Annotated in this window: 16 protein-coding genes; 2 read left to right on the plus strand and 14 right to left on the minus strand. The window is 70.7% G+C overall.

Going from position 1 to position 23,496, the window contains the following annotated elements; all coding sequences use genetic code 11:
* Positions 1-68 precede the first annotated feature (68 nt).
* Positions 69-1,085 carry an asparaginase gene (locus BIV04_RS02710; RefSeq protein ID WP_071253894.1) on the plus strand — a complete coding sequence of 339 codons (1,017 nt, stop codon included), beginning with the start codon at positions 69-71 and terminating at the stop codon, positions 1,083-1,085.
* Here the strand turns inward: BIV04_RS02710 and BIV04_RS02715 are convergent.
* The 9 genes from BIV04_RS02715 to BIV04_RS02755 form a co-directional block, all read right to left on the minus strand.
* The gene (locus BIV04_RS02715; RefSeq protein WP_143048513.1) at positions 1,082-1,924 is read right to left on the minus strand and encodes a hypothetical protein; all 843 of its coding nucleotides are present in this window, start codon (positions 1,922-1,924) and stop codon (positions 1,082-1,084) included. The two genes, BIV04_RS02710 and BIV04_RS02715, sit on opposite strands and share 4 nt — an antisense overlap.
* A gap of 185 nt (positions 1,925-2,109) precedes the next feature.
* Positions 2,110-3,966, minus strand: coding sequence for a zinc-ribbon domain-containing protein (locus BIV04_RS16655; protein ID WP_071253900.1), 1,857 nt, complete (start codon positions 3,964-3,966; stop codon positions 2,110-2,112).
* The gene (locus tag BIV04_RS02725) at positions 3,966-6,338 is read right to left on the minus strand and encodes a transglutaminase-like domain-containing protein (protein ID WP_083396076.1); all 2,373 of its coding nucleotides are present in this window, start codon (positions 6,336-6,338) and stop codon (positions 3,966-3,968) included. The genes BIV04_RS16655 and BIV04_RS02725 overlap by 1 nt, the downstream gene beginning before the upstream one ends.
* A complete protein-coding gene (locus BIV04_RS02730) occupies positions 6,335-7,798 on the minus strand; it encodes a DUF58 domain-containing protein (protein WP_255364121.1) in 1,464 nt (487 codons plus the stop codon). Before BIV04_RS02730 ends, BIV04_RS02725 begins: the two co-directional genes overlap by 4 nt.
* Positions 7,795-8,766, minus strand: a complete 972-nt coding sequence (locus tag BIV04_RS02735) for a MoxR family ATPase (RefSeq protein WP_071253902.1) — start codon at positions 8,764-8,766, stop codon at positions 7,795-7,797. The genes BIV04_RS02730 and BIV04_RS02735 overlap by 4 nt, the downstream gene beginning before the upstream one ends.
* A gap of 36 nt (positions 8,767-8,802) precedes the next feature.
* Entirely contained in the window at positions 8,803-14,619 is a 5,817-nt protein-coding gene (locus BIV04_RS02740; protein WP_071253909.1) for an Ig-like domain-containing protein, read from the minus strand.
* Complete coding sequence (locus BIV04_RS02745) at positions 14,619-16,040, minus strand: serine/threonine-protein kinase (protein WP_071253911.1); 1,422 nt, start codon at positions 16,038-16,040, stop codon at positions 14,619-14,621. Before BIV04_RS02745 ends, BIV04_RS02740 begins: the two co-directional genes overlap by 1 nt.
* A 176-nt stretch (positions 16,041-16,216) precedes the next feature.
* Positions 16,217-17,014: a PP2C family serine/threonine-protein phosphatase gene (locus BIV04_RS02750; protein WP_071253912.1), complete on the minus strand. Its 798-nt coding sequence runs from the start codon at positions 17,012-17,014 to the stop codon at positions 16,217-16,219.
* Entirely contained in the window at positions 17,011-17,559 is a 549-nt protein-coding gene (locus BIV04_RS02755; RefSeq protein WP_143048514.1) for an FHA domain-containing protein, read from the minus strand. The genes BIV04_RS02750 and BIV04_RS02755 overlap by 4 nt, the downstream gene beginning before the upstream one ends.
* A 189-nt stretch (positions 17,560-17,748) precedes the next feature.
* Here BIV04_RS02755 and BIV04_RS02760 point away from each other — a divergent pair, with 189 nt between their 5' ends.
* Positions 17,749-18,309, plus strand: coding sequence for a methylated-DNA--[protein]-cysteine S-methyltransferase (locus BIV04_RS02760; RefSeq protein WP_083396078.1), 561 nt, complete (start codon positions 17,749-17,751; stop codon positions 18,307-18,309).
* A gap of 33 nt (positions 18,310-18,342) precedes the next feature.
* On the opposite strand, the gene BIV04_RS02765 is transcribed toward BIV04_RS02760, so the two are convergent.
* From BIV04_RS02765 to atpA, 5 genes are read right to left on the minus strand one after another with little or no spacing between them, the layout of a single operon-like run.
* On the minus strand, positions 18,343-19,098 hold the full coding sequence (locus BIV04_RS02765; RefSeq protein WP_071253920.1) for a YaaA family protein: 756 nt from the start codon (positions 19,096-19,098) through the stop codon (positions 18,343-18,345).
* Between the two features lie 27 nt (positions 19,099-19,125).
* Positions 19,126-19,386, minus strand: a complete 261-nt coding sequence (locus tag BIV04_RS02770) for a F0F1 ATP synthase subunit epsilon (RefSeq protein WP_043594515.1) — start codon at positions 19,384-19,386, stop codon at positions 19,126-19,128.
* A 2-nt stretch (positions 19,387-19,388) separates the two neighbouring features.
* Complete coding sequence (atpD, locus tag BIV04_RS02775; protein WP_043594513.1) at positions 19,389-20,849, minus strand: F0F1 ATP synthase subunit beta; 1,461 nt, start codon at positions 20,847-20,849, stop codon at positions 19,389-19,391.
* Between the two features lie 41 nt (positions 20,850-20,890).
* Positions 20,891-21,790 carry a F0F1 ATP synthase subunit gamma gene (locus BIV04_RS02780; protein WP_071253922.1) on the minus strand — a complete coding sequence of 300 codons (900 nt, stop codon included), beginning with the start codon at positions 21,788-21,790 and terminating at the stop codon, positions 20,891-20,893.
* 44 nt (positions 21,791-21,834) lie between these two features.
* Positions 21,835-23,472: a F0F1 ATP synthase subunit alpha gene (atpA, locus tag BIV04_RS02785; protein ID WP_055972164.1), complete on the minus strand. Its 1,638-nt coding sequence runs from the start codon at positions 23,470-23,472 to the stop codon at positions 21,835-21,837.
* Positions 23,473-23,496 lie beyond the last annotated feature (24 nt).

The following is a 23,496-nucleotide window of genomic DNA, read 5'->3' on the forward strand; positions in this document are numbered from 1 at the left end:
CTGCCTCCCTCTCGGGCCCCTCGTCGGTGCGACGTGGTCGCGTGGCGGGCCTCGATACACTCCCCATCATGACCGACCCCCGCCCCGCCGTGCCCTCCCGTCACCCCCTCACCGCCTCGGGCAGCGTCGAGCTGGCCGTGCTCGAACGCTCGGGCTGGGACGAGAGCCGTCACCTCGGTGCGGGTGTCGTCGTGGATGCCGACGGGCACGAACTGCGTCGCGTCGGAGACGCCGACGCGACGATCTACCCCCGCTCGTGCCTCAAACCGCTGCAAGCACTGACGGTGCTGCGGTCGGGAGTCTCGCTCGACGGCCCGCAGGCCGTCCTGGCGACGGCGAGCCACGCCGGCACGCGGGCCCACCTCGACGTGGTCGAGGCACTGCTCGGCCGTTCGGGCAGCACCGAGGACGACCTGCTCTGCCCCCCGGACTGGCCCGGCGACCGGGCCAGCGCCCGCGAGGCGTCCGCGAAGCGCCGCCTCGCCATGAACTGCTCGGGCAAGCACGCCTCGTTCCTGCTCGCCTGCTCCGAGAACGGCTGGGACCCGTCGAGCTACGTCGCCACCGACCACCCCCTGCAGGCCGCCGTCCGCGAGACGGTCGCCGAGTTCACCGGCGAGACCGTCGACCACGCCGGTGTCGACGGCTGCGGCGCCCCGGTGATCGCGACCACCGTGGTCGGCCTGGCCCGGGCCATCGCCCGCATCACCGGGTCGGTCCGCCCGACCGGCGCGGGACGCGACGACCACGCGGCGCACCTCGTCGAGGCCGTCCTCGGCGACGCCTGGGCGATCGACGGCCCCGGGCGCGCCAACACGGTGACGATCGACGAGCTGGGCGTGCTGGCCAAGCTGGGCGCCGAGGGCGTAATGGTGATGGGCACGACCGACGGCGTCGCCGTGGCCGTGAAGGTGCTCGACGGGAACGTGAGGGCCGGCACCCTGGTCGCGCTGCGCCTCCTGGTCGACGAAGGGGCCGTCGACGCGGCCGCCGCCGATCGCGTGATCGAGCACACGCTCGAGAAGGTCACCGGCGGTGACGGTCTCGTGGGCCGCATCCGTCTCGGCAGCGGGCTCGCCCGCTAGACGCATCGCACGGCGTCGTCGAGCACCGACACGAACGCGACCCGCAGGCTCTGCCGACACGGCCGACCGTCCTTGAGGGTGACCGTGGCCTCGCCGTCCGGACCGATCACGACGACCGTGTCGACCGGGGGCGGCTCGGCCTCGGACAGGACTCCCCCCGAGGGCACCGCACCGACGAGCACGCAGTCGACGGCCTCGGCCGCCTGGGCCGCCGACGCCCCCGCCGCCCGCAGCTGACGGCGGAGGCCCGACGCCACGGCCTCGGCCACGACGGGCGGTCCGACGACCCGGACGGTCGACGAGAGGGGAACACAGAGCGGCGCCCCGTCGAGGGTGGCCGCCTCGGCCCGGAGGCGTGCCAGTCGGGCGACGGCCGGGTCACCCGGCTCGAGGTCGTCCTCGGGACGCCCCTCGAGCACGAGCCCGCTGGAGGCGCGACCCACCCCGAGCACCAGCACCCGCGTCGGACGACGTGCGGCGTCGGACGCACCCACCCGATCGGCCGTGGGGTACCAGTCGGCCAGTTCACGGGACCGTGCCGCCCGGAGGCGCGTGACGATCTCGTCGACCGCGTCGAGGGACCGCAGGAATCGCGATCGTTCGCGACGGGCCGTGAGGGTCGCTCCGACGACGCGGTCGACGGCCCAGCCGACGAGGACCGCGAGAGCCGTCGCGACGGAGGACACGAGGACGGCAGGCGGGCCGCTCCAGGGGACGAGCGCACCGCACCCCGAGACGACGGCGCCCGTCGTGATCGCCGCGACCGGCGCGGCCGTCGGACGGGGTTCGACCGGTGCCGACGGCAGCCGCACGCGGGATGCGACGGCCGGGGACGTCACGGGAGTCGACGCTGTCGCGTGGGTCGACGACGCCATGGGGGTCGACCGCGTCACAGAGGTCGACGACGACGCGGGAGTGGACGAGTTCATACCCCTAGTGGAGCGGACTGCCTGCCGCATTCGGTGCCGGGTGGGCGGGGCCGGGGAGGTTTCGCCGACCCTGCCGCGTGTGGAGGAGTCGTCGGTCAGACGACGACGAAGAACTGCTCGCCGATCTCGACCCGGGTGCCGCGTGTCACCCGGACTCGGACGCCCGGATCGGCCCTGCGGGGAGGGAGGTCACGAGGGCGGACGACCGTGCCGTTGCCGGACCACCGGTCGCTGACCCACAGGGCTCCACCCTCTTGACCGAATTCGAGATGCGTCTTCGACACGGACTTCCCGGGATCGACGATGCGGACGAGCTGGTCGAACCGCTCCCCCGGCTGGGGCGTCGGTGCCCGGCCGACGAGACCCGTGCCGTCGACGGTGATGCTCTCGCCCGTGCTGAACTGCAGGACGTACTCGGTCCCCAGGCCGCCACGGCGGACGATGCGGGTCTCGTCGACGTCGTCGTCCACCGGCAGGTCGACGGGGGGACGACGAGGACGCCAGGGCGGGGCCGACGACGAGGTCGGGGCCGGCGGGACGTCGGCGACGGTCGGCCTCGGGGTCACGGCCGGTCGCTCGGCCCGGAAGCCCGGGACGTGGTCGATCGGCTCGGGGGCCGGGCGTGGCGCCGCCTGCTGCTGGTCGTCGGCATCACCCTGTGCGGGGACGTCGCCGCGGGGGCCCGGATCGCCCTGGCCGGTGCCGGCGTCGTCGATGCCCGATCGGACGGCCTCGCCGTCCTCGGTGGCGGGACCACGGCGGAGGACGGACTCGTCGTCCGGTCGCCATTCGGGTGGGAGCGGGACGACGGGGCCCGTGAACGACAGGGCGACCGATTGCACGACCGCACCGCATTCACCGCAGAAGATGTCGTCCTCGCCGACGGCTGCGCCACAGTGCGTGCACCGTTCGGTGACGACGGCGGAGCCCGGTAGGACGAGCGGCGCGGGCTCGACGAGCGGGACGGGCGCGGGACGACCGGACTCGACGGGAGCGGGACGGGGCCCGCCAGGGATCGGCGGACGGAAGTCCCGGCCGAGCGCGGCCACCGGGGCGGTGTCGCCGTCCCGGGGCACGTCGGTCGTCGGACGCACGAGAGGCGGGCGCCCCACAGGAGCCGCCGCCGGGTCGTCGGGTGTGACCTCGGGGGTGGGAGCGGATGCGGGGGTGGGCTCACCGGACGCGGCGACCTCGAGGCCGTCGGCCTCTTGACCGTCGTCGACATCTGCCGGACGTGCGCCGTCGTCGGTGTCGGACGACTCGACCTCGGCGATCTCGACCTCGTCGTCCGGGCGGATGTCGGTCGCCTCAGAGGACGGGTACTCGGCGGCTGACGCCGCGTCGGGAGACGGATCGTCCGAACCGACGGGCGTCAGGGACGCGGTCCAGAGCGGGGCCGATGTGGGGCGTGGCCCGTTGCCGGGGTGCTTGGCGGGCGACCGGAGCGGAGTGGGCTGTTCGACCGCATCAGGAGCCACCGTTCCGAGGGCGTCGACCTGGCCGTCGCGGAGCGCGGGACCGTCGGGGCCGGGGGCCATCGGGGACTCTGCCTGCGCCTCCTCGGACGGTGCTCGAGGGTCGTCCTCGGCTCCGCGCTCGACCGGACGGTCGTCGACCGGCCAGGCCGGGGGTGCGGGAACCGACGTGGGCGCCACGGGCCGGGCGTGGTGGGCACCGGGCAGGTCGACCTCGGCCGCGCCGGTGTCGGTGTCGGTGTCGGTCCGACGGTCACGCACCCACCACGGTGGCTCCGCAGCGTCGCGGCGGGGGTGCGACGCCGCCCGCGAAGGAGCCTCGGGCAGGTCGGGGGCGCTGGTGGCGTCGACGTGCTCGGCGGCGGCATCGGCCCGACGGCGGGCGGCCGCGAGGTCTGCGCTGGAGACCGCCCGACCGCACTCGCCGCAGAACATCGCGCCGACGGGCAGGGGGCTGGCACAGGTGGGGCAGTACATCAGTCGTTCCTCTGTCGCTCGGGAGGGGTGCGCCCATGGTAACCACGCAAAGATCGGAGCGAGACCGCCGCGGCGAACCGCTGCCGCCTCGTGAGCCCCACCCCGAGGGCCCGACGCATCTCGGCGACGGCCGTCCACACGCGGTCGGCGTCGGACTCGGCGGGCGGGTTCGGCGAGAACACCGCACGGTCCGCCACGCGTGCCAGCACCGCGGGACGCGAACCACCTACCACGGCGGCGACCTCGCTCCGCGTCGCGGCCGGCGGGGTGCGGATGCCGTGGTCGACCACGGCGTCCTGGAACTCGTGCCAGCCGCCGCTGATGCGGGCGGAAGGACTGGTCGCCGTCCGGCGGCGGCGTCTCCTCCGTGCCTTGAGGGCGACGATCGTCACGAACGGGGCCGCGAGCAGGCCGGCGACCAGTGCGCTCCAACCGGCGATCCGGACGATCGCCAGGACGACGGCCAACCAGGCCGGAGGGGTCTCGGGATCGTCCTGCTCGGATTGCGGCGGCGTCTGGTCGTCCCGCACCTGAGGGTCCTGGGGCGGAGGCTGGATGACGGACTCGGGACGCGAGATCTGCGTGGGGTCCTGCACCTGGTCCTCGGGGATCGGCCGCTCGGCCGGGTTCGGGTCGAGGGCCACCCAGCCGTACTGCGCGGTGTCGACCTCGATCCAGGCCGTCACGTCCGGCCCGGTGACCTCGACGCTGCCACCGTCGGTCTCGGGCGCGAATCCCATGACGACCCTCGCGGGGAACCCCAGCTGGTCGGCCATCAGCGCGGCCGCCGTCGCGTACTGCTCGGCGTCGCCGATCATGACGGGGTCGGTGAAGAGCTGGGCGATGCGGTCCGCCCCGTGCCCCGATCGACTGACGGGCTCGTCGGCGCTGACCCCGTGGCTCACGTAGCCGTCCTCGCGCAGCGCGCTCAGCGCCGCCTGCAGGCGCGCCCCCGGCCCCTGGACCCCGGCGACGTCCTCCTCGACCGAGGAGGAGAGCTCGTCGGGCACGTCCCGCGGTGTCGGCACGGTGGCCGTCCCCGGCGTGAGCGCGTCGAGCTCGGCGTCGCCGGGCTGGCGCGGCTCGACCGCGTCCAGCCGGTACGAGTCGCCCGGCCCGAGTCCGCCGAGGACGGCCGCCGTGCCCGTCAGGTCGTTGTAGAAGAACGCGTCCCGTCGTGCATCCGCCGTCGCTCCGTCGAACGAGACGGACTCGAGTCGGCCGACGGTGGGCAGCCAGAGGTCGTCGTAGGCACCGACGGTGACGTCCACCGTGGCCGCATCTCCGTCGACCTCGGATTGGTCGACGTCAGACGGCACGCGCGTGAAGAACCCGGAGGCGCTGTCGACCTCGCCGCTGCCGACGCTGTAGACGACACCGTCGTAGGTGTCGAGCGTGGCGATGCGCAGTCGCTGGCCGTCGCGGAGGCCCGAGACCGTGAGGAGCGTCTGGTCGACGGTCGGCTCCTGTTCGTAGGCCCGGAAGCCGCTGAGCGGACTGACGTGGTCGCGGGGGTCGAACGGTTGCTCGACGACCGTGCGGGCCACCGTCCGCGAGGTGGCGGGCGGAACCGCCGTGACGGCGAGCGTGCCGGCCGCACCGGCGACGGCCAGCGTGGCGAGCGAGCCGACGACGGCCCGGACGGCCACCGGGCGGTGGCCGGTGGAGGTCGTGGCGTCACGGGCGGTGAGGGCGTCGAGCGCGACGCGGCGCCGACGGAGGCGCCACCAGACCACCCAGGCGACCACCGTCACGAGCACGGCGACTCCGGTGGCGCGGGGCCACCAGGCTTCTCCCGGACCGAGCACGATCGCCGTGATCCAGACGGTGACCGGGACGACGACGGCGAGTTCTCCGCGTCGCCCGCGGAGCGCGACGGACAGACCGACGACCGTGCCGACGAGGACGAGCACGAAGACCGGCACCAGCAAGGCCTCGTAGCTGCCCACCGGCAGGGCGATGGTGACGAGCTGTTTCCAGCCGAGAGCCGTCGCCGAGAGCAACGTCAGGAGGCCCCTGCCCGTGGGCAGCACGCCGACGAGGGCCTGCGACGGCACGGCCAACGGCACGCCGAGCACCAGGTAGGCCACGACCGTGGCGACGAACACCCACACGCTCGACAGTCGGAGGACGGCCGACCCGAGCGCGATGACCACGCCGAGCGCGAAGGCGACGACGACGAGCACCACGAAGGCAGCACTCTCGTACACCGGCCAGAAGGTCGCGGCCGCGGTGCCGAGCGAGGCGGCGAAGAGCGCGACGACGGAGGTGACGAACGGCGCCCGCAGTCGCGACGGCCGGGTGCGTGACCGGGCGCGGGGAGGAGGCGTCACCGGCCCTCCGGGCGTCCGGACCTCGTCGACGGCGGTCATGCGCTCGCCGTCCGGGCGAGCGACTTCTGCAGGTCCTCGAGGAAGCCGATGGTCAGCACGGTGAGATCGGCGATGCGCCTCATGCCGGGGACCGTCTCGGGGTCGCACACGATCGCGACCGCTTCGACCCCGACGGGGAACTGCATGGCGGCGGCGCGCATCTCGGTGACGGTCGTCGTGGACCCGACGACGAGGAACGCCACCGAGATCCCCACGACCTGGTCGCCGGCGACCCGTGAGACGTCGGTGATGGCCAGGGCGGACTCGGCCGTGGTGACGACCGCGAGCTCGTCGAGCAGCCGGTTGCGCGTCAGCGTGCTCAGCGAGCGGATCTCGAGGTTCTTGCGTTTGGCGAACTCGGGGGTGGTCGCTCCGACGACGACGCTGACCTCCCGCGCGTCCCTGATCGCCCGGGCACCGAGCGAGCCCGCGACGCTGACGGCGAGCTCGAACTCGTCCTCGTTCGCGAAGTCGCCGGCCGCCAGGCTCAGGGCGATGACGAGGTGGCTGCGCCGACTCTCCTCGAACTGCCGCACCATGTAGGTACCCGTCTTTGCGGTCGACTTCCAGTGGATGTTCCGTCGTTCGTCGCCGGGCTGGTATTCACGGAGGGCGTGGAACGAGATGTCGCTGGGCGAGAGGTCACGCGTCGGGTTTCCCTCGAGGTCGCGGATGAGGCCCGTGCTCGTGCTCGGGATGCCGATGGTGCGGGGGTGGACGAACACCTCGGTGACGCCGGTCCACTCGATCTCGCGTCGGGCGAGGCCGACGGGGTCGCCACGGACGGTGCTGACCGGGCCCACGGCGACGACACCCCGGCGCGTGGTGGGCAGGTCGAACGACTCGGTGACCTCGTCACCCGACCGCAGGCTCGGCAGGTCGATCTCGGCGAGCCCCGGGCCGACGGGTACCTCGACGGACACGCCGAGGATGCGACGGCCGCTGGCGTTCCGCACCCGCACGGTGCCGGCGGCCTCTGCGCCCACGGCCACCCGTTCGTGCGGGATCTCGAGGGTGATGCGGACGGAGTTGCGTCCGATGAGCGCCAGCCCCGCGACGAGCAGCAGGACGATCGCGGCGAAGCCGACCACCACGAACTCGGTCCAGCCGAGCAGGTAGCCGACGAGCAGCGCCACCGGTGCGCCGACGAGCATCGACCACCCGAAGGGCGTGACCACCGAGGAGGCGCTGGTGAAGGCCCCGCGGACGGCGCGGCGTGTCCCGCGGGTCGTCCTGACGAGCAGGACGAGCAGGTCCGCGCCGATGCCGGTGCGATCGCCGACGATCCGGGTGCGGGCGTTCGTCAGGCCTTGCGTTCCCGTCGAGAACGCGGAATCGAAGCGCTGGTCGACGCCACGCGTGCCGCCCCGCGGTCGGGTGCGACCGGCACGGGAACCGTCCGCGGTCGACCCCGGCACGGGCCGGGCGGCCCGGTCGGTGCCTCGGGGACGCTCGCTCACACGGCTACCCGTTCGGCGGGTGGCGCCGTCTCGATGAGCAGCTGGCTGACGACGCTGGACGGTGTGACGCCGTCGAACTCCGCTTCGGGGTCGAGCACGAGACGGTGGGCGAGCACGGGCTCGGCGAGCGACTTGACGTCGTCCGGGATCACGTAGTGGCGGCCGAGGGACGCCGCATACGTCTTGGCCGAGCGGACGAGGGCCAACGCACCGCGCACGCTCACGCCGAGACGGACCTCTTGGGCGGTGCGCGTCCCGTCGACGAGTCGGGCGACGTAGTCGCTGATGGTGGGCTCGACGTGCACCGTGCGGGCGAGCTGGGCCATCTCGGTGATCACCCCCGCCTGGACGATCGGGTTGAGGCTGCCCTCGTGGACCCGTGTGGCCGAGCCCTCGAGGATGCGCACGGTCGCCGCGTGGTCGGGGTAGCCGATCGAGGTCTTCATGATGAACCGGTCGAGCTGGGCTTCGGGAAGACGGTAGGTGCCGGCCTGCTCGACCGGGTTCTGCGTGGCGATCACCATGAACGGCGAATCCACGGGATGGCTGATGCCGTCCACCGTCACGCGGCTCTCTTCCATGACCTCGAGCAGGGCGGACTGCGTCTTGGGGCTGGCCCGGTTGATCTCGTCGGCGAGCACGATGTTGGAGAAGATCGGCCCGCGGTGGAATTCGAACTCACCGGCCTTCTGGTCGTAGATGCTGACGCCGGTGATGTCGCCGGGCAGGAGGTCGGGCGTGAACTGGACCCGGTTGCTCGTGCCCTGGACGCTCTGAGCGATCGCACGGGCGAGCGAGGTCTTGCCGGTGCCCGGGAAGTCCTCGAGCAGCAGGTGCCCCTCGCTCAGCAGAGCCGTGAACGACAGCCGCACGACGAAGGTCTTGCCCAGCAGCACCTGGTCGACGTTGGCCACCAGGCGCCCGAAGATGTCGGAGAACCAGGTCGCCTGCTCGGGGGTCATGCTCATCGTGTCGTGTCTTTCTCGAGGGAGGGAGTCGCGGCGTCAGCCACAGTTTGCCGTGACCCAGCCCGCGGCAGTCTGCGGATCGCCGCTCGCCGGGACGACCGTCGCCTTGATCCGGGCCTGCTGAGCGCCCTCAGGAACGGCCGTCGGATCGTCGGACGAAGCGTTCCGCCAGCTGGTGATGCCGAGGATCGGCACGTTGTACTGGATCTCGAACGTGGTGGAGGTGCTGCCGCCGCCGTTTCGAGGATCGTTGGTGTTCAGCCTTCCCGCCGGCTGGCACGAGGTGATCTCCCCGACGGTCTGGAGCGGGGTGACACCGGCGCTCGCATCCGAGTTCTGGTTGGAACAGCTCGTCGCCCGGCACGCACGGATGACCACCGACGCGTTGCGACCGTAGACGGACGAGTCGGCGAGTGACGTCACGTAACCGTCCGCCGAGGGGGTCACCCAGTCCTTGTCCCCGAACTTCGCCTGGAAGAAGACGCCGTCGGCGTCACCCTCGACGGAGAGATCCGTCACCCGCACGTCGAACCGGTCCTGTCCGCTGTTCGCGACGGTGACCGTTCCTCGTGCCTTCCCCGGCAGGCTGGAGACGGACGTCGCCGAGGCGGAGCAGAAGACGGTGTTGTCCGCGTAGACGAAGTAGGTGTAGCGCTTGCCGTTCTCGGCCGTCTTGTCGTCCGAGGGGCTGGACGCGTTCGAAGAGAGTCGCGTCCGAGACGGGGAACAGTCCGTACCCGCGACGTTGCCTTCGCTTCGCCAGAGGGAGTAGCTGACGGGTGAGGACCCGGCCGGCGACGCATCCGACCACGAGACCCTGATCGAACCGTCGGCCTGCACCACGGCACTCGGTGCCGTCTGACCGGGAGGACCGAAGGCGGAGGCCTGCGCGGCGTCGCTCCGCGCCCAGTCGGTGTCGCTGGTGACCTGGGCGGCGTTCCGGGCGAAGACCCTGAAGGAGTACGGCTGCCCCGGGACGAGCCCGCCGACGACCGTCGACGTCGACGTCGTGTCACGTCGTGCAGGTGCGTTCTGGCCGGTGCCCTCCACCGTGTAGCCCACGACGGCGGTGCCGGGGCTCGGCTTGGGAACGGCGTTCCAGGAGATCTGGAGCTCACCGGCGGTGCTGGTCGGCACGACCCTCACCCCGGTCGGCGCCGCGGGCACGTAGTCGGCGCTGTACGGGTCGCTCGAAGCGCTGGCCGCCGACTCGCCGATGCCGTTGACCGCGGTGACGGAGAACCGGAAGGTCTGCTCTGGGTCGAGGTCGGTCAGGGTGCACACGGTGGCCAGTCCGCAGTCCTTGGCGTACGAGCCGCCGGCCGAGCCGGTGCCGGTCAGACGGTAGCCGGTCAGCGGCGAGTTGTTGGCCGCGGGAGCCGTGTAGCTGAGGGTGAGCTGTCCCCCCTTGAACGTGCCCGATCGGACCGGTGCGTTGGGGGCGTTCGGAACGTCCTGCACGCTGATCGTGACGGTGCCCCACACGTAGCGGTCGGGGTCGTTCGTGACGTCGGCCACCTGGTACTGGAGGTTCGTGTCGCCCGGGGCGGCGGAGGCCGCGACCGAGACGGCGAGACTGCGGTTGTCACCGCTCGGCGTGATGGAGACACCTGCCGGGACGGACGACCCGTTCAGTCCCCGGATCGCCACCACCCGGAGCGCCTGACCAGGGAAGGGGTTCGTCGCCTGGTCGTTCTGCAGCACCTCGACCGTGGTCGATGCCCCGCGCTTGACGACGGCACGGTCGGCCGCCGGTTGGGCGAGCGGTCGGGTCGATCCCACCACCGACAGGGTGACGGCACCGCTCCGGCCAGGATTGAGTGCGTCGCTCACGGCGACGGGCAGCGACCTGCTCGTCCCCTTGGCGGTGCCCGCGTCTGCCGACACCGTGAGTTTCGACCCCGACAGGTCGTAGCCGAAGCCCGCCACGCCGCTCTGCTCGACCGAGTAGCTGAGCTCGTCGACGTCGTCCGGATAGGGATACGTGGTGAGCCTGGCGAGGTCGAGCGTGCGGGACTGGCCCGGTTCGAGGTCGATCGAGGTGCCGTTGAAGACGGGCGGTTGGTTCTCTCGCGACGTCACCGTGATGGGCAGCACGAGCGACGCGGTCCGTCCGTCCGGGTCGTCGGCCGAGCGGCCGTCGGTCACCTGGAACGAGATCGAGGCCGTGCCCGAGAACAGGTCGGCCGACGTGAAGCGGAGGGTCGTGTCGTCGACAACGAGATCGTCACCGTTCGAGTTCGTCGCCCGGACGGTTCCGGGGTCGGTCAGTCGGACGCCGTTGGTACCGGCGGAGATGACGTAACGGTCGAGGTCGATCGTGACGGCCTTCTCGCTCTCGACCGTGATCGGGCGGACGGTCCGGTCGATCTGTGGGAGGGCGTCGTCGAAACCGGGCACGACGATGAAGGCGTAGGCGCGGATGCCGGGGTCGTCCTTCCTCGAGACGGAGAACGGGATGATCTGGCTCGAGTCGGTGATGCGGACGGTCACGCGCGAGTTCGGCGTCACCTCGGCGGTCGAGCCGAAGCCCGGCGCCAGTCCGAGGTCGAGCTGGGACGTGCTGCCGTCCGAGAAGAACACGTTCGCGAGCGGGTTGACCGTCACGGTCTGCCGACCGGCGATGTCGCTGAGACCGAGCACCGTGTCGTCGGCGAGGGGGTAGTTCAGGGGCGCGTCCGGATCGACCGTCACGGTGACGAAGGTCGAGCTCTGGCCACCGCGCTCGTTCGACACGGTGTAGACGAGGCCGTACGTACCCGGTGTCTCGGGGGGCGTCACCGACACCATCGTCCCCGACACGACCTTGGCGACGATGCCGTCGCCGTTCGCCTCGACCGCGTCGACCGACAACGCGCCCCCGTCGGGGTCCGAGTCGTTGTCGAGCACCCGGACCGTGATGGAACCCCCGGGTCGCATCGTCACCGCGTCCGCGACCGCGATCGGGTTGCGCGACCCGTCGGCGCGGGTCGAGATGCCCACGCGGACCGTGCCGGTGGCCCGGGCACCCAACCCGTCGACGACCGTGTACGTGAAGCTGTCGGTGCCCGCCGAGCTGGTGTTCGCCTGGTACTCGACGTAGTCGGTGCCGACGGTCGACACACTGCCCTTCTCGGGGTTCGTGCCCACCCCGAGCAGCTGGACCGAGTCGCCGTCGGGATCGATCCCGTCGAGGGGGACGCCCACGCGGACCGTCTCGCCGGCGACGACGCGCGCCGTCACCGACTGGGGTGCGGGCGCCGCGTTGCTGCCGGCGTCGACCTCACGGACCGCGATGGCGACCTGGGCGGACGCCCGCTGCCCGTCCGGGCCCTCGACGGTGTAGGTCGCCGTGACGTTGCCCGGGGTGGACGGGGCCAGGTACCGCAGACGGTTGCCCGACGCGAACAGCAACCCGCTGCCGGCCGGGACGTCGCTCTCGAGCCGTGGCACCAGCGTCAGCTCGTCGCCGTCGGGCTGTTCGTCGTTCGCGAGGACGTCGATGTCGATCGAGTCCCCCACCCGGACGGTCACCTGGTCGTCGGTCGCGATCGGGGGCTGGGTGATCGCCCGGCGCGGGATCTCGACCACCGTCACCGTACCGGTGGCCGAGGCGAGGCCGTTGCTGACGGTGTAGCCGAAGGAGACCGGCCCGTCGTCGAGCGGAGCCGCGAGCGTGATGCGGGCGTAGCGCTGGTCGAGTGTCTCGACCCTGATGCCGGACGAGGCGGGTACGACGTCGGTCGCCGTGAGCATGAGGACGTTGTTGGCCGGGTCGCGATCGGTCGCCACGACGTCGAGGGTCTGCGTGCCCAGCGTCTCGACGAAGATCGTCTTGGGCGTCGTGATCGGGGGTGTGCCCGCGTCCGGAGGGGACTGGACGTCCACCCGGACCGTGCCGGTCGCCGTCTGGTCGCCGTCCGTCACCGTGTACTCGAGGAGGTGGGTCCCCGGCGCGTCGCTGAGGAACCGGAACGTGCCCTGTTCGTAGTTCGGCGTCACGGTGACGCCGTCCTTCGCCGGGACGCTGTTCAGCTTGATCGTGCCCGTACCGCCCCGTGCGTAGGTCAGCGGTCGCACGGTCAGCTGCTGGCCCGCGTAGGCCTGTTGTGAGAACGGCAGGGCCTCGAGCGGCACCTCACCCGCCCCCATCACGCCGATCGAGAGCGCCCCCCGCCCCTCGTCACGGCCGTCCGAGACCGTCAACGGGACGTCCACGGTCGTCTCGCCCGCGCCGGCGTCCTGGTAGACGACGTCCCCGGACGGCTTGTACGACACCCCGGCCACCCCACCCGCCGAGGTCAGGTAGAAGGCGTCGCCGTCGGGGTCGATCCAGTCGCCCAGGACCGAGGTGGTGACGCGCCCCGACGACGACACCGACGCGGTCGTCCTGCGCGCCTGCTGCGGCGGCGAGTTCTCGGACGGCTGTCGAACGGTGACGGCGACCGTCGCACTCGCCTGGCCGCCCCGGCCGTCGGAGATCGTGTAGTCGAACGTGAACGTGCCCGAAGCTGAGTCGGCGAGGGTGAGCAGCACCTGCTGCCGATCGTTGACGAGGTCGAGTCGGCCGACGGAGTCGTCGAGAGCGGACACGTCGTCGATGACGAGCGGGTCGCCGTTCGGGTCGTAGTCGTTGAGCAGGACGGGCACGGTGCTCGCCCGACCCGGTCGTGCACCGAACGCGTCGTCCACGGCGACCGGAGGTTTCTGGTCGAGATCGAGCTCGGGCGGTTGCTCGTCGTCGTTCTCCTGCTGCTCCTCCTGGTCGCGGTCCTCCTGGAAGAGGTCGGACCAGTTGTCGATCAGCTGGCCGGAACGCTGGACGGCCCACGACCGCCCCGTCGCCGGATCGTTCAGCACGACCCGGCGTGCGTTGACGTCGAAGACGAGGTCCGCGCCTCCGGCGACCTGGTCGAGGTCGAGGACTCCCCCGCGGGCCGATGCGCAGTCGCTCCACGCCGAACCGCCCGCCCAGGCGGCGAAACGGCAGTCGCCGACGACCACGGGTCGTGCGGGCCTGCCCTCGCGTCCGCCGACGACCTCGGTGACCCGGGACGAGTCGATCGACACGGACAGGAGGCCGGTGGACGTGGCGACCAGCACCTCGTCACCCGTGTCGGACCCGGCCTGCAGGGCGAGCCCACCCGAGGCCCGGTCGGACAGGTCGACCTGCCGTCCGTCGACGACCAGGACCCCCCCGACGGTGTCGAGCACGGCCCAGTGGCCGCCCACGGAGGCCACCTGGTACCCGGCGGTCGACGAGGCCGGCACGTCGTGCGTCTCGGTGACGTCGGGCGACACCGTGCCGTCGAAGAGCGAGACCTGACCGGTGTCGGTCGAGTAGGCGGCCACGGTGCCGTCGGCCGTGACGCTGGTGACCAGCCCCTTGCCGAGGCTGAGGTCGGGATCGACCTCGTTGCTGAAGGAGGACAGGTCGGAGAGCGGTTGGCTCCACACCTCGCCCGTGCCCTGCGAGACGACGAGCGCCCGGTCGCCCGCGATCGACACGTCGGGTGACTCCGGGGGCAGCGGGACGCTCTCGGCGACCTCTGCCGTCGCGGTGTCGACGAGGCCGACCGTCGCGTTGCTGCGGTCGACGAGGAGGACGTCCTGCCCGCGCTGCACGACCGAGAGATCGGCACCGGTGCTGCGCACGGCCGAGTTCAGCTGCAGGACGTCGGTGTTGGCCCGGCCGATCGCGGACCGTTCTCCGTTGGCCACCCAGACCGTGCCGTCGGACAGGTCCACTCGCTGGGCCTCGTAGCCGTCGCTGGCCACGGCGATCGTCGTCACGAGCGTGGCCACCACGACCACTCCGACGCCGGTGACCACGGCGGATCGGCGACGGGCAGCCCAGTCGAGCAGCCGTCCCATCAGCCCTGACCCGCCGTCGCGCAGTTCTCGTTGCTCGCCGGGCCGGTCGACCCACCGCGGCTCACGGTGACGGTGATGCAGACCTCGTCACCCGGGTCGGCGGGGGTGGCGACGAACCGGTCGGCGGACTGCTGGCTCGTCTGCCCACCGGTCGAGATGACGTAGGTGTCACCTGCCCGGAGTCCCGGGTCGCTCCAGGTGAAGACCACCGAGGACCCGTCGCTCGACGACGCGACGTCGGCCACACGGGGGATGTCGGTCGACGTCGATCGGACGAGCACGAGCGTCGCCGCGGCCGCCAGGCCGATGCCCACGACGGACACCGCCACGAGGGCCCAGGTCATGACGAGGACGGACCGACGTCGCGCCGGGCGCGTTCCCGTGCTGCGAGGAACCGCGCGGCTCTGTTGCAGCGAACCCCCGTGCTGCGCCTGGACCTGGGCCTCGGTCGCCCGACGTCGGCGACGACGCCGGGAGGCCTGCACGGGGGTCACTCCTCGGAGGCGCGTCTTGTCCTCGAGGTCTGCCACGGTCGCGAGGGCCCAGTCGTCGACGGCCACCTCGATGGGCGTCTGCACGACGCCGATCTCGCTCTCGACCTGCTGCAGCTCGCGCACGAACTCGAGGACGCTGGCCTGGCGGTTCTCGGGGCGACGCGACATGGACCTCGCGAGCAGTCTCTCGAGCGTGGGCGGGACGTCCGTCCGACCGGTGGGCACGAGCTTGGCCTTGTCGATGCGGCCGATCAGGTCGGAGGCGCCGTTCTTGTCACCGCCGAGGACCTCGAACGGGCTCCGACCCGCGAGCAACGAGTACACCGTCGCGCCGAGCGACCACACCTCGGACTCGATCGTGCCGTTCGTCTCGTCGAGCAACACCTCGGGCGCCGACCACGGGATCGACATGCCGACGACCTCTTGCGGCTCGCTCTCGCTGAGTGACGCGGCGATGCCGAAGTCGGACAGCACGGGATGGCCGTAGGCCGTCATGAGGATGTTCGACGGTTTGAGGTCGCGGTGGAGCACGCCCTGCCGGTGGGCCGTCTCGACCGCGCTGCCGATCTTGACGCCGATGCGGAGGACGTCCGCGACGGGGATGCGGTCGCGCCGGTACCGTTCGCTCAGCGACGACGAGCAGAGTTCCATCACCAGGTAGGGGCGGCCGTCGGCCGAGACGCTGGCCTGGAACACCGTGAGGATCGACGGGTGGGCGCTGAGCTGGGCCATGAGGTTGGCCTCGGCCTGGAACATCTGCCGGACCTGGTCGTTCACGACCTCGCTGAGCATGACCTTCACCGCGACCTGCCGGCGTGGCATGTTCTGTTCGTAGAGGAACACGTCGGCGAAGCCGCCCGAGCCCAGCACGCGCACGTGCGAGAAGCCCGGCAGCACGGGGGGCGCCGAAGGCAGTCGTCGAGCCACGTCGCCTCCTCTGGGGGATCGATGCCGGGTCGGCTGGGTGGAGCCGGTCGGCGTCGGTCCGACCGCAGCCATTCTACGCGGGGGCCCCTGACGCCCGAGAGGCCCGTGGGCCCCCCTGTGGACAGGCCGCGTCCCCCCACTTCGGGGGCCGGGCCGTCCGCGGGTGCGTGTCGCGCCTAGTCGGCGTCCGGTGTCTCGACGCCCCGGACGTCCACGACGAGGGCCGTCACGTTGTCGCGCCCGCCCGCCTCGACGGCGGCCTCGACGAGGGCCGTCGCCGCCGGCTCGGCACCCTCGACACCGCCCAGCACCTCGGCGATCCGGTCCGCGGAAAGTTCTTTGGTGAGGCCGTCCGAGCAGACGAGGAGGCGCAGGCCGGGTCGAGCGGGGACCCGCCAGTAGTCCGGTCGCGGGTCGACGTCGAACCCCACCGCGCGGGTGATGACGTTGCTGTCGGGGTGCTTCTCGGCGTCGTCCGCGTGCAGGAGCCCGGCGTCGACCATCTCTTGGACGACGGAGTGGTCGACGGTGACCTGGCGCAGACGGCCGTCCTCGAACATGTACACGCGCGAGTCACCCACGTTGAAGACCGTGAAGTCGACCTCGGCACCGTCTGCTTCGCGGGAGAGGAACGCCCCGGTGGCCGTCGTACCGACCCCGAGCTCGGTGTCGGCCGCCGCGACGGCGATGTCCTCGGTCGCGACGCGCAGAGCCGTCTCGACGTCGTCCGTCGTGGCGAACGGCCGGGACGCGATCTCGCTCATGCGTCGCACGACCGCGTCGCTGGCCACGTCGCCGGCGCTGTGCCCGCCCATGCCGTCCGCCACCACGAAGAGCGGGGCCTCGGCGAGGTAGCTGTCCTCGTTGTGGGAACGGCGACGACCGACGTCGGTCACCCCTGCCCAGTCGAAGGTGAGCCCCGGGCCGTCGAGGCCGAGGGCGTGGGCGGTCGTGGGGCGGCCGAGCTCTGTCACAGGAGGGGTTCTTTCGTCGGGATGATGCGCTGGGGAGGCAGGATCTCGAGAAGGTTCCCGTCACCTACGTCCACTATCGTGCCTGCACGCGCGACGAGCGACTCGCCTTGCCGGAGAACGACGGGAACGCGTCCCGGCTCGGTCACCCGGGTCCCGTTCGTCGAACGCAGGTCGGTGACCACGACGATGCCTCCTTGCTGGCGCACGTCGACGTGGGCGCCCGAGACCTCGTGGCGGGGGGACGGGACGGTCACCAGCCGTGGGACGGGCCCCGACCCGACGCGCGGCCCGGCGGGCCGGCGCCCCACCACGACGGGCGCGTCGAGCAGCAGGTCCTGTCCGGCGACCCTCACCCCGTGGAGGCGCGGTGCGGGACGGACGGACGCGTCCGGCTCCCGGCCCGTCGCCGGGGTCCCCTGCGGGGCCACCCGGAGGACCGTGTCCTCTGCGTCCACGGCGCCCGAGGGGCGGGCGCGACGGCCGACGACCGTGTCGTCGATCCCGTGGCGTTCGTGCCACGGGTCAGGTGACTGTGCGGCGGTCATCTCGTTCCTCTCACCGGGGCCGTGGCGCGCATGGGCGACCACGACCTCCACGCTAGCGCGCGGCGTGACGCACACCCCGTCGGCCTGGCGCCGCACGACGTCTCCTCCCCATGCTCCGCGGAATGCCATCGATGCACATCGGCGCCGAGCACCCTCATGGGGCCCGGACCCCGGCCCTAGCGTGACGCCATGACCGACCTCGTCCTCGTGCCCCCGCTGCCGCCCGGCCGAGCCAGCGACGACGAACCGCCGGGTCTGGTCCGGCTCGACTCCCCCGTCGGACGCATCGAGATCGTCAGCCGGCACTTCGCCGTCGAGGGCCTGGCGATCGAGCGCGACGGCGTGCTGCCCCACGACGATCAACCCGAACGGCCCGACAGTCTGCTCGACGCCGCCCGACGACAGGTCGACGGCTACTTCGAGGGGGTGCGCACCCGCTTCGACCTGCCGTTCCGCCTGGTCGGTTCGAGCTTCCAGCGCTCGGTCTGGTCCGCTCTGCTCGAGGTCGAGTGGGGACGGGCCACGACCTACGGGCGGCTCGGCGGGACCTTCGGCAACCCTCGGGCCGGACGAGCCGTCGGCGGAGCCGTCGCGGCGAACCCGCTTCCCTTGCTCGTTCCCTGCCACCGCGTGCTCGGTCGGACGGGCGGCGTCACCGGCTACACCGTCGGTGCAGGGGTCGAGACGAAGAAGTGGCTGCTCCGGCACGAGGGCATCGCGTTCCGAGACGGTCCCGTGCCCCTCGACTGAGCCGGAGACGGCGACAGGTCGTTCGGCCGACGATCAGACCGAGGCCTCGAGGACCGATTCGGCCACGAGGACGGTCTCGTCCCCTGGCTCGAGCACGAAGCCCCGACCGCGGGCCCAGAGCGTCAGGTCGTCGATGCCGGACAAGTCGGGACGATCCGACAGGAGCGCCCGGACGAACAACCCCTTGCTCTTCTTGTTGAAGTGGTTCAGGGCCCGACGTCGGTCGCCCGCGTCCGAGACGACCCTGACGTACGTGGAACGGGGACCTGCCGGCCCGAGGCCGACGTATCCCTCCGATCGCAGGTCGACGACGAGTTCGTCCACGCCGGCCAGCACCTCGGACACAGGCCCGCGCCAGAGCTTCTTCAACGACGTCCGAGGCACCTTGGAGTCGTGCGAAAGCCGGTAGGCCGGGATCTCGTCGCCGGCCCGCAGCAACCCGAACAGGGCCGAGTGCACCACCACGTGTCGGTGGGCCCAGCTCCATGCATCGTCACCGAACATTGCGACGCCGAGGGGATCGAAGAGCACACCCGTGTAGCGCGCCAGAGCCGACATCGTGGGCGACACCGTCACCCGCTGGTTGCGCTCGACCTCGTGAGCCTGCGTGGGGCCGAGCTTGAGGGCGACGGCGGCCGCCGAGGCATCCGCGGACATCTCGTCGAGCAGAGCCAAGGAGGCGCGGCGAGGGTCCTCGAGTTCACCGAACGACAGTGCCGCCACGTCGAGCCGTGAACCGACGCTGCCCCCGTCGAGTTTGGTCTCGGACGGGGGCAGCAGGAACAGCATGGAACTCGGTGGTGCAGACGACTGTGATCAGTTGAGCTGCGCGTTGCGCGCAACGACCGTCACGGTGTCGTTCTCGACGGAGAGGAAGCCGTCGTCGGCGGTCGCCTCGACGGTGGTGCCGTCGGACAACCGGACCCTGACCTGGCCTGAGGCCAGGATTGCGAGGATCGGCTCGTGACCGGGAAGGATTCCGATCTCACCCTCGGCGGTGCGAGCGACGATCGACGACGCCTCGCCCGACCACACCTCGTGGTCGGCCGAGACGACGCTGACAGTGAGAGCAGCCACGATCAGCCGTTCTCCTTCTGGATCTGAGCCCACTTCTCTTCGACGTCCGAGATGGAACCGACGTTGAAGAAGGCCTGCGTGGCGACGTGGTCGAACTCGCCGTCGGCGATCGCGGTGAAGGACTCGATGGTGTCCTTCAGCGGGACGGTCGAACCCTCGACACCGGTGAACTTCTTCGCCATGTAGGTGTTCTGCGAGAGGAACTGCTGGATGCGACGGGCACGCGACACCGTGATCTTGTCCTCTTCGGACAGCTCGTCGACACCGAGGATGGCGATGATCTCTTGCAGCTCTTTGTTCTTCTGCAGGATGGCCTTGACCCGGATGGCCGTGTCGTAGTGCGCCTGGCCCAGGTAACGGGGGTCGAGGATGCGGCTGGTCGAGGTCAGCGGGTCGATCGCGGGGTAGAGACCCTGCGACGCGATCTCGCGCGACAGCTCGGTGGTCGCGTCGAGGTGCGCGAAGGTCGTCGCGGGGGCCGGGTCGGTGTAGTCGTCGGCCGGCACGTAGATCGCCTGCAGCGAGGTGATCGAGTGACCACGCGTGGAGGTGATGCGCTCCTGGAGGACACCCATCTCGTCGGCGAGGTTGGGCTGGTAGCCCACGGCCGAGGGCATGCGACCGAGAAGGGTCGAGACCTCGGAACCGGCCTGCGTGAAGCGGAAGATGTTGTCGATGAAGAGCAGCACGTCCTGCTTCTGCACGTCACGGAAGTACTCGGCCATGGTGAGGGCCGAGAGCGCGACGCGGAGACGGGTTCCCGGCGGCTCGTCCATCTGGCCGAAGACCAAGGCGGTCTTGTCGAACACGCCCGCCTCGTCCATCTCGGCGATGAGGTCGTTGCCCTCGCGGGTACGCTCGCCGACGCCGGCGAACACCGACACACCACCGTGGTCCTGGGCGACACGCTGGATCATCTCTTGGATGAGGACGGTCTTGCCGACGCCCGCACCACCGAAGAGGCCGATCTTGCCACCCTGCACGTAAGGCGTCAGGAGGTCGATGGACTTGATGCCCGTCTCGAACAGCTGAGTCTTCGACTCGAGCTGGTCGAACTTCGGGGGCTTGCGGTGGATCGGCCAACGCTCCGTGATCTCGACGGTCTCGTCACCCTCGAGGTTGAGGATCTCGCCCGTGACGCTGAAGACCTTGCCCTTGGTGACGTCACCGACGGGCACGGAGATGGGGGCGCCGGTGTCGATGACCTCTTGCCCGCGGACGATGCCGTCGGTGGGCTTGAGGGCGATGGCACGGACGAGGTCGTCACCGAGGTGCTGGGCGACCTCGAGCGTGATCTGCGTGGTCGTGTCACCGATGGTGATCTTGGTGGTCAGCGCGTTGTAGACGCCGGGGATGGCATCGTGCGGGAACTCGATGTCGACGACGGGGCCCGTGACCCGGGCGATGCGCCCGACGCCGGGAGCCGACTCGGTCGCGACCGGTGCGGTTGCGGTGTCAGTCATGGCTTCTCTCTCTTCGGATGATGATGCTGTGGTGCAGAGCTCTACTTGGCCGACCCGAGGGCGTCTGCGCCGCCCACGATCTCGGAGATCTGCTGCGTGATCTCGGCCTGGCGCGCGTTGTTGGCCAGGCGGGTGAAGTCGCGGATGAGGGTGTCGGCGTTGTCACTGGCTGCCTTCATGGCCTTCTGACGGGCGGCGTGCTCGGAAGCGGCCGACTGCAGCATGGCGTTGAAGATGCGGCTCTCGATGTAGACCGGCAACAAGGCGTCGAGGACCTCGGTCGGATCGGGCTCGAAGTCGTACAGCGGCAGGACCTCGTCCTCGCCGGGCTCTTCGATGCCCTCGACGACCTCGAGGGGAAGCAGACGGACGACCTCGGGGACCTGGCTGACCATGTTCACGAAGCGGTTGTAGACGATGTGGATCTCGTCCACGCCGCCCTCGGCCGCCTCGGTGAGGAACTTGGACACGACCGCGTCGCCGATCTCTTTCGCCGTGGCGAACTCGGGCTGGTCGGTGTTGCCGGTCCACACCTTCTCGGCATCACGACGTCGGAAGGCGAAGTACCCCTGGGCCTTGCGACCCACGAGGTAGTAGACGACCTCTTTGCCCTGGCTCCGCAGCAGTTGTGCGAGCTGCTCGCTCTCTTTCAACGTGTTCGAGCTGAACGCGCCGTTGAGACCGCGATCGGACGTGAACACGACGATCGCGGCACGTTCGACCGTCTCGGGCTCGGTGGTCAGCACGTGGTCGACGTCCGAGAACGTCGCCACGGCCGACACCGCACGCGTGATCGCCCGCGAGTACGGCCCGGAGGCTTTCATCCGGGCTTGCGCCTTCTGGATGCGCGAGGCCGAGATGAGCTCCATCGCGCGAGTGACCTTCTTGGTCGTCTGCGCAGAGCGGATCCTCTGCCGGTAGACCCGGAGTTGGGCTCCCATTACTCTCCTGTTGTCTCGTCAGTCGTGAACGTCGAACGGGCGCGTCAGCGCTTCGTCTTGACGATCTTCTCCTGGTTGACGTCGTCGGCGTCGGTGGCCTTGAACTCTTCGCGCCCCACCGAAGCGAGGGGCTTGCCCTCACCGGTCTGGAACTCCTGCTTGAACGAGTCGATGCCGCTCTCGAGAGCAGCGACGATCTCGTCCGTCAGGACGTTCTTCTCGCGGAGATCGGACAACACGGACGTGTTGCGACCCATGTAGTCGAGCAGTTCTCGCTCGAAGCGCAGGATGTCGGGCACGGGGACCTCGTCGAGCTTGCCGTTTGTACCGGCCCAGATCGAGACGACCTGGTCCTCGACCGGGTACGGCGAGTACTGCGGCTGCTTGAGGAGCTCGGTCAGGCGAGCACCACGTGCGAGCTGACGGCGGCTCGCCGCGTCGAGGTCGGACGCGAACATCGCGAAGGCCTCGAGCGAACGGTACTGGGCGAGCTCGAGCTTCAGGGTGCCCGAGACCTTCTTGATCGACTTGACCTGGGCGTCACCACCGACGCGCGACACCGAGATGCCGACGTCGACCGCGGGACGCTGGTTGGCGTTGAAGAGGTCCGACTGCAGGAAGATCTGACCGTCGGTGATCGAGATAACGTTGGTCGGGATGTACGCCGACACGTCGTTGGCCTTGGTCTCGATGATGGGCAGACCCGTCATGGAACCGGCGCCCAGCTCGTCGGACAGCTTCGCGCAACGCTCGAGGAGACGCGAGTGCAGGTAGAAGACGTCACCCGGGTAGGCCTCGCGTCCCGGCGGACGGCGCAGGAGGAGCGAGACGGCACGGTAGGCCTCGGCCTGCTTCGACAGGTCGTCGAAGATGATGAGGACGTGCTTGCCGCTGTACATCCAGTGCTGGCCGATGGCCGAACCGGTGTACGGGGCGAGGTACTTGAAGCCGGCGGGGTCCGAGGCGGGAGCGGCGACGATCGTCGTGTACTCCATTGCTCCGGCCTCTTCGAGGGCGCCCTTGACCGAGGCGATCGTCGAGCCTTTCTGGCCGATGGCGACGTAGATGCAGCGGACCTGCTTGTTCTCGTCGCCGGACTCCCAGTTGGCCTTCTGGTTGATGATCGTGTCGATCGCGATGGCCGTCTTGCCGGTCTGGCGGTCGCCGATGATGAGCTGACGCTGGCCACGTCCGACGGGGATCATGGCGTCGATCGCCTTGATGCCGGTCTGCATGGGCTCGTGGACCGACTTGCGCTGCATGACGCCGGGAGCCTGGAGCTCGAGGGCGCGGCGACCTTCGGTGGCGATGTCGCCGAGACCGTCGATGGGAGCACCCAGCGGGTCGACGACGCGACCCAGGTAGCCGTCGCCGACGGGGACGGACAGGACTTCACCCGTGCGGGTGACCTCCATGCCTTCTTCGATGCCGGAGAACTCGCCGAGCACGATGGCGCCGATCTCGTCTTCGTCGAGGTTCTGGGCCAGGCCCTGCGTGCCGTCCGCGAAGCGGATGAGCTCGTTGGCCATGACGCCGGGGAGCCCCTCGACGTGGGCGATGCCGTCAGCTGCGTCCGTGACGTGGCCGACCTCGGTGGTCGATGCCTTCGAAGGGTCGTACGACGAGACGAAGTCCTTCAGCGCGTCGCGAATCTCATCCGGGCTGATCTTGATGTCTGCCATTGTGATTCCTATTCGTAGCGAGGC

Source organism: Frigoribacterium sp. MCBA15_019 (genome assembly GCF_001864945.1).
GTDB lineage: Bacteria > Actinomycetota > Actinomycetes > Actinomycetales > Microbacteriaceae > Frigoribacterium.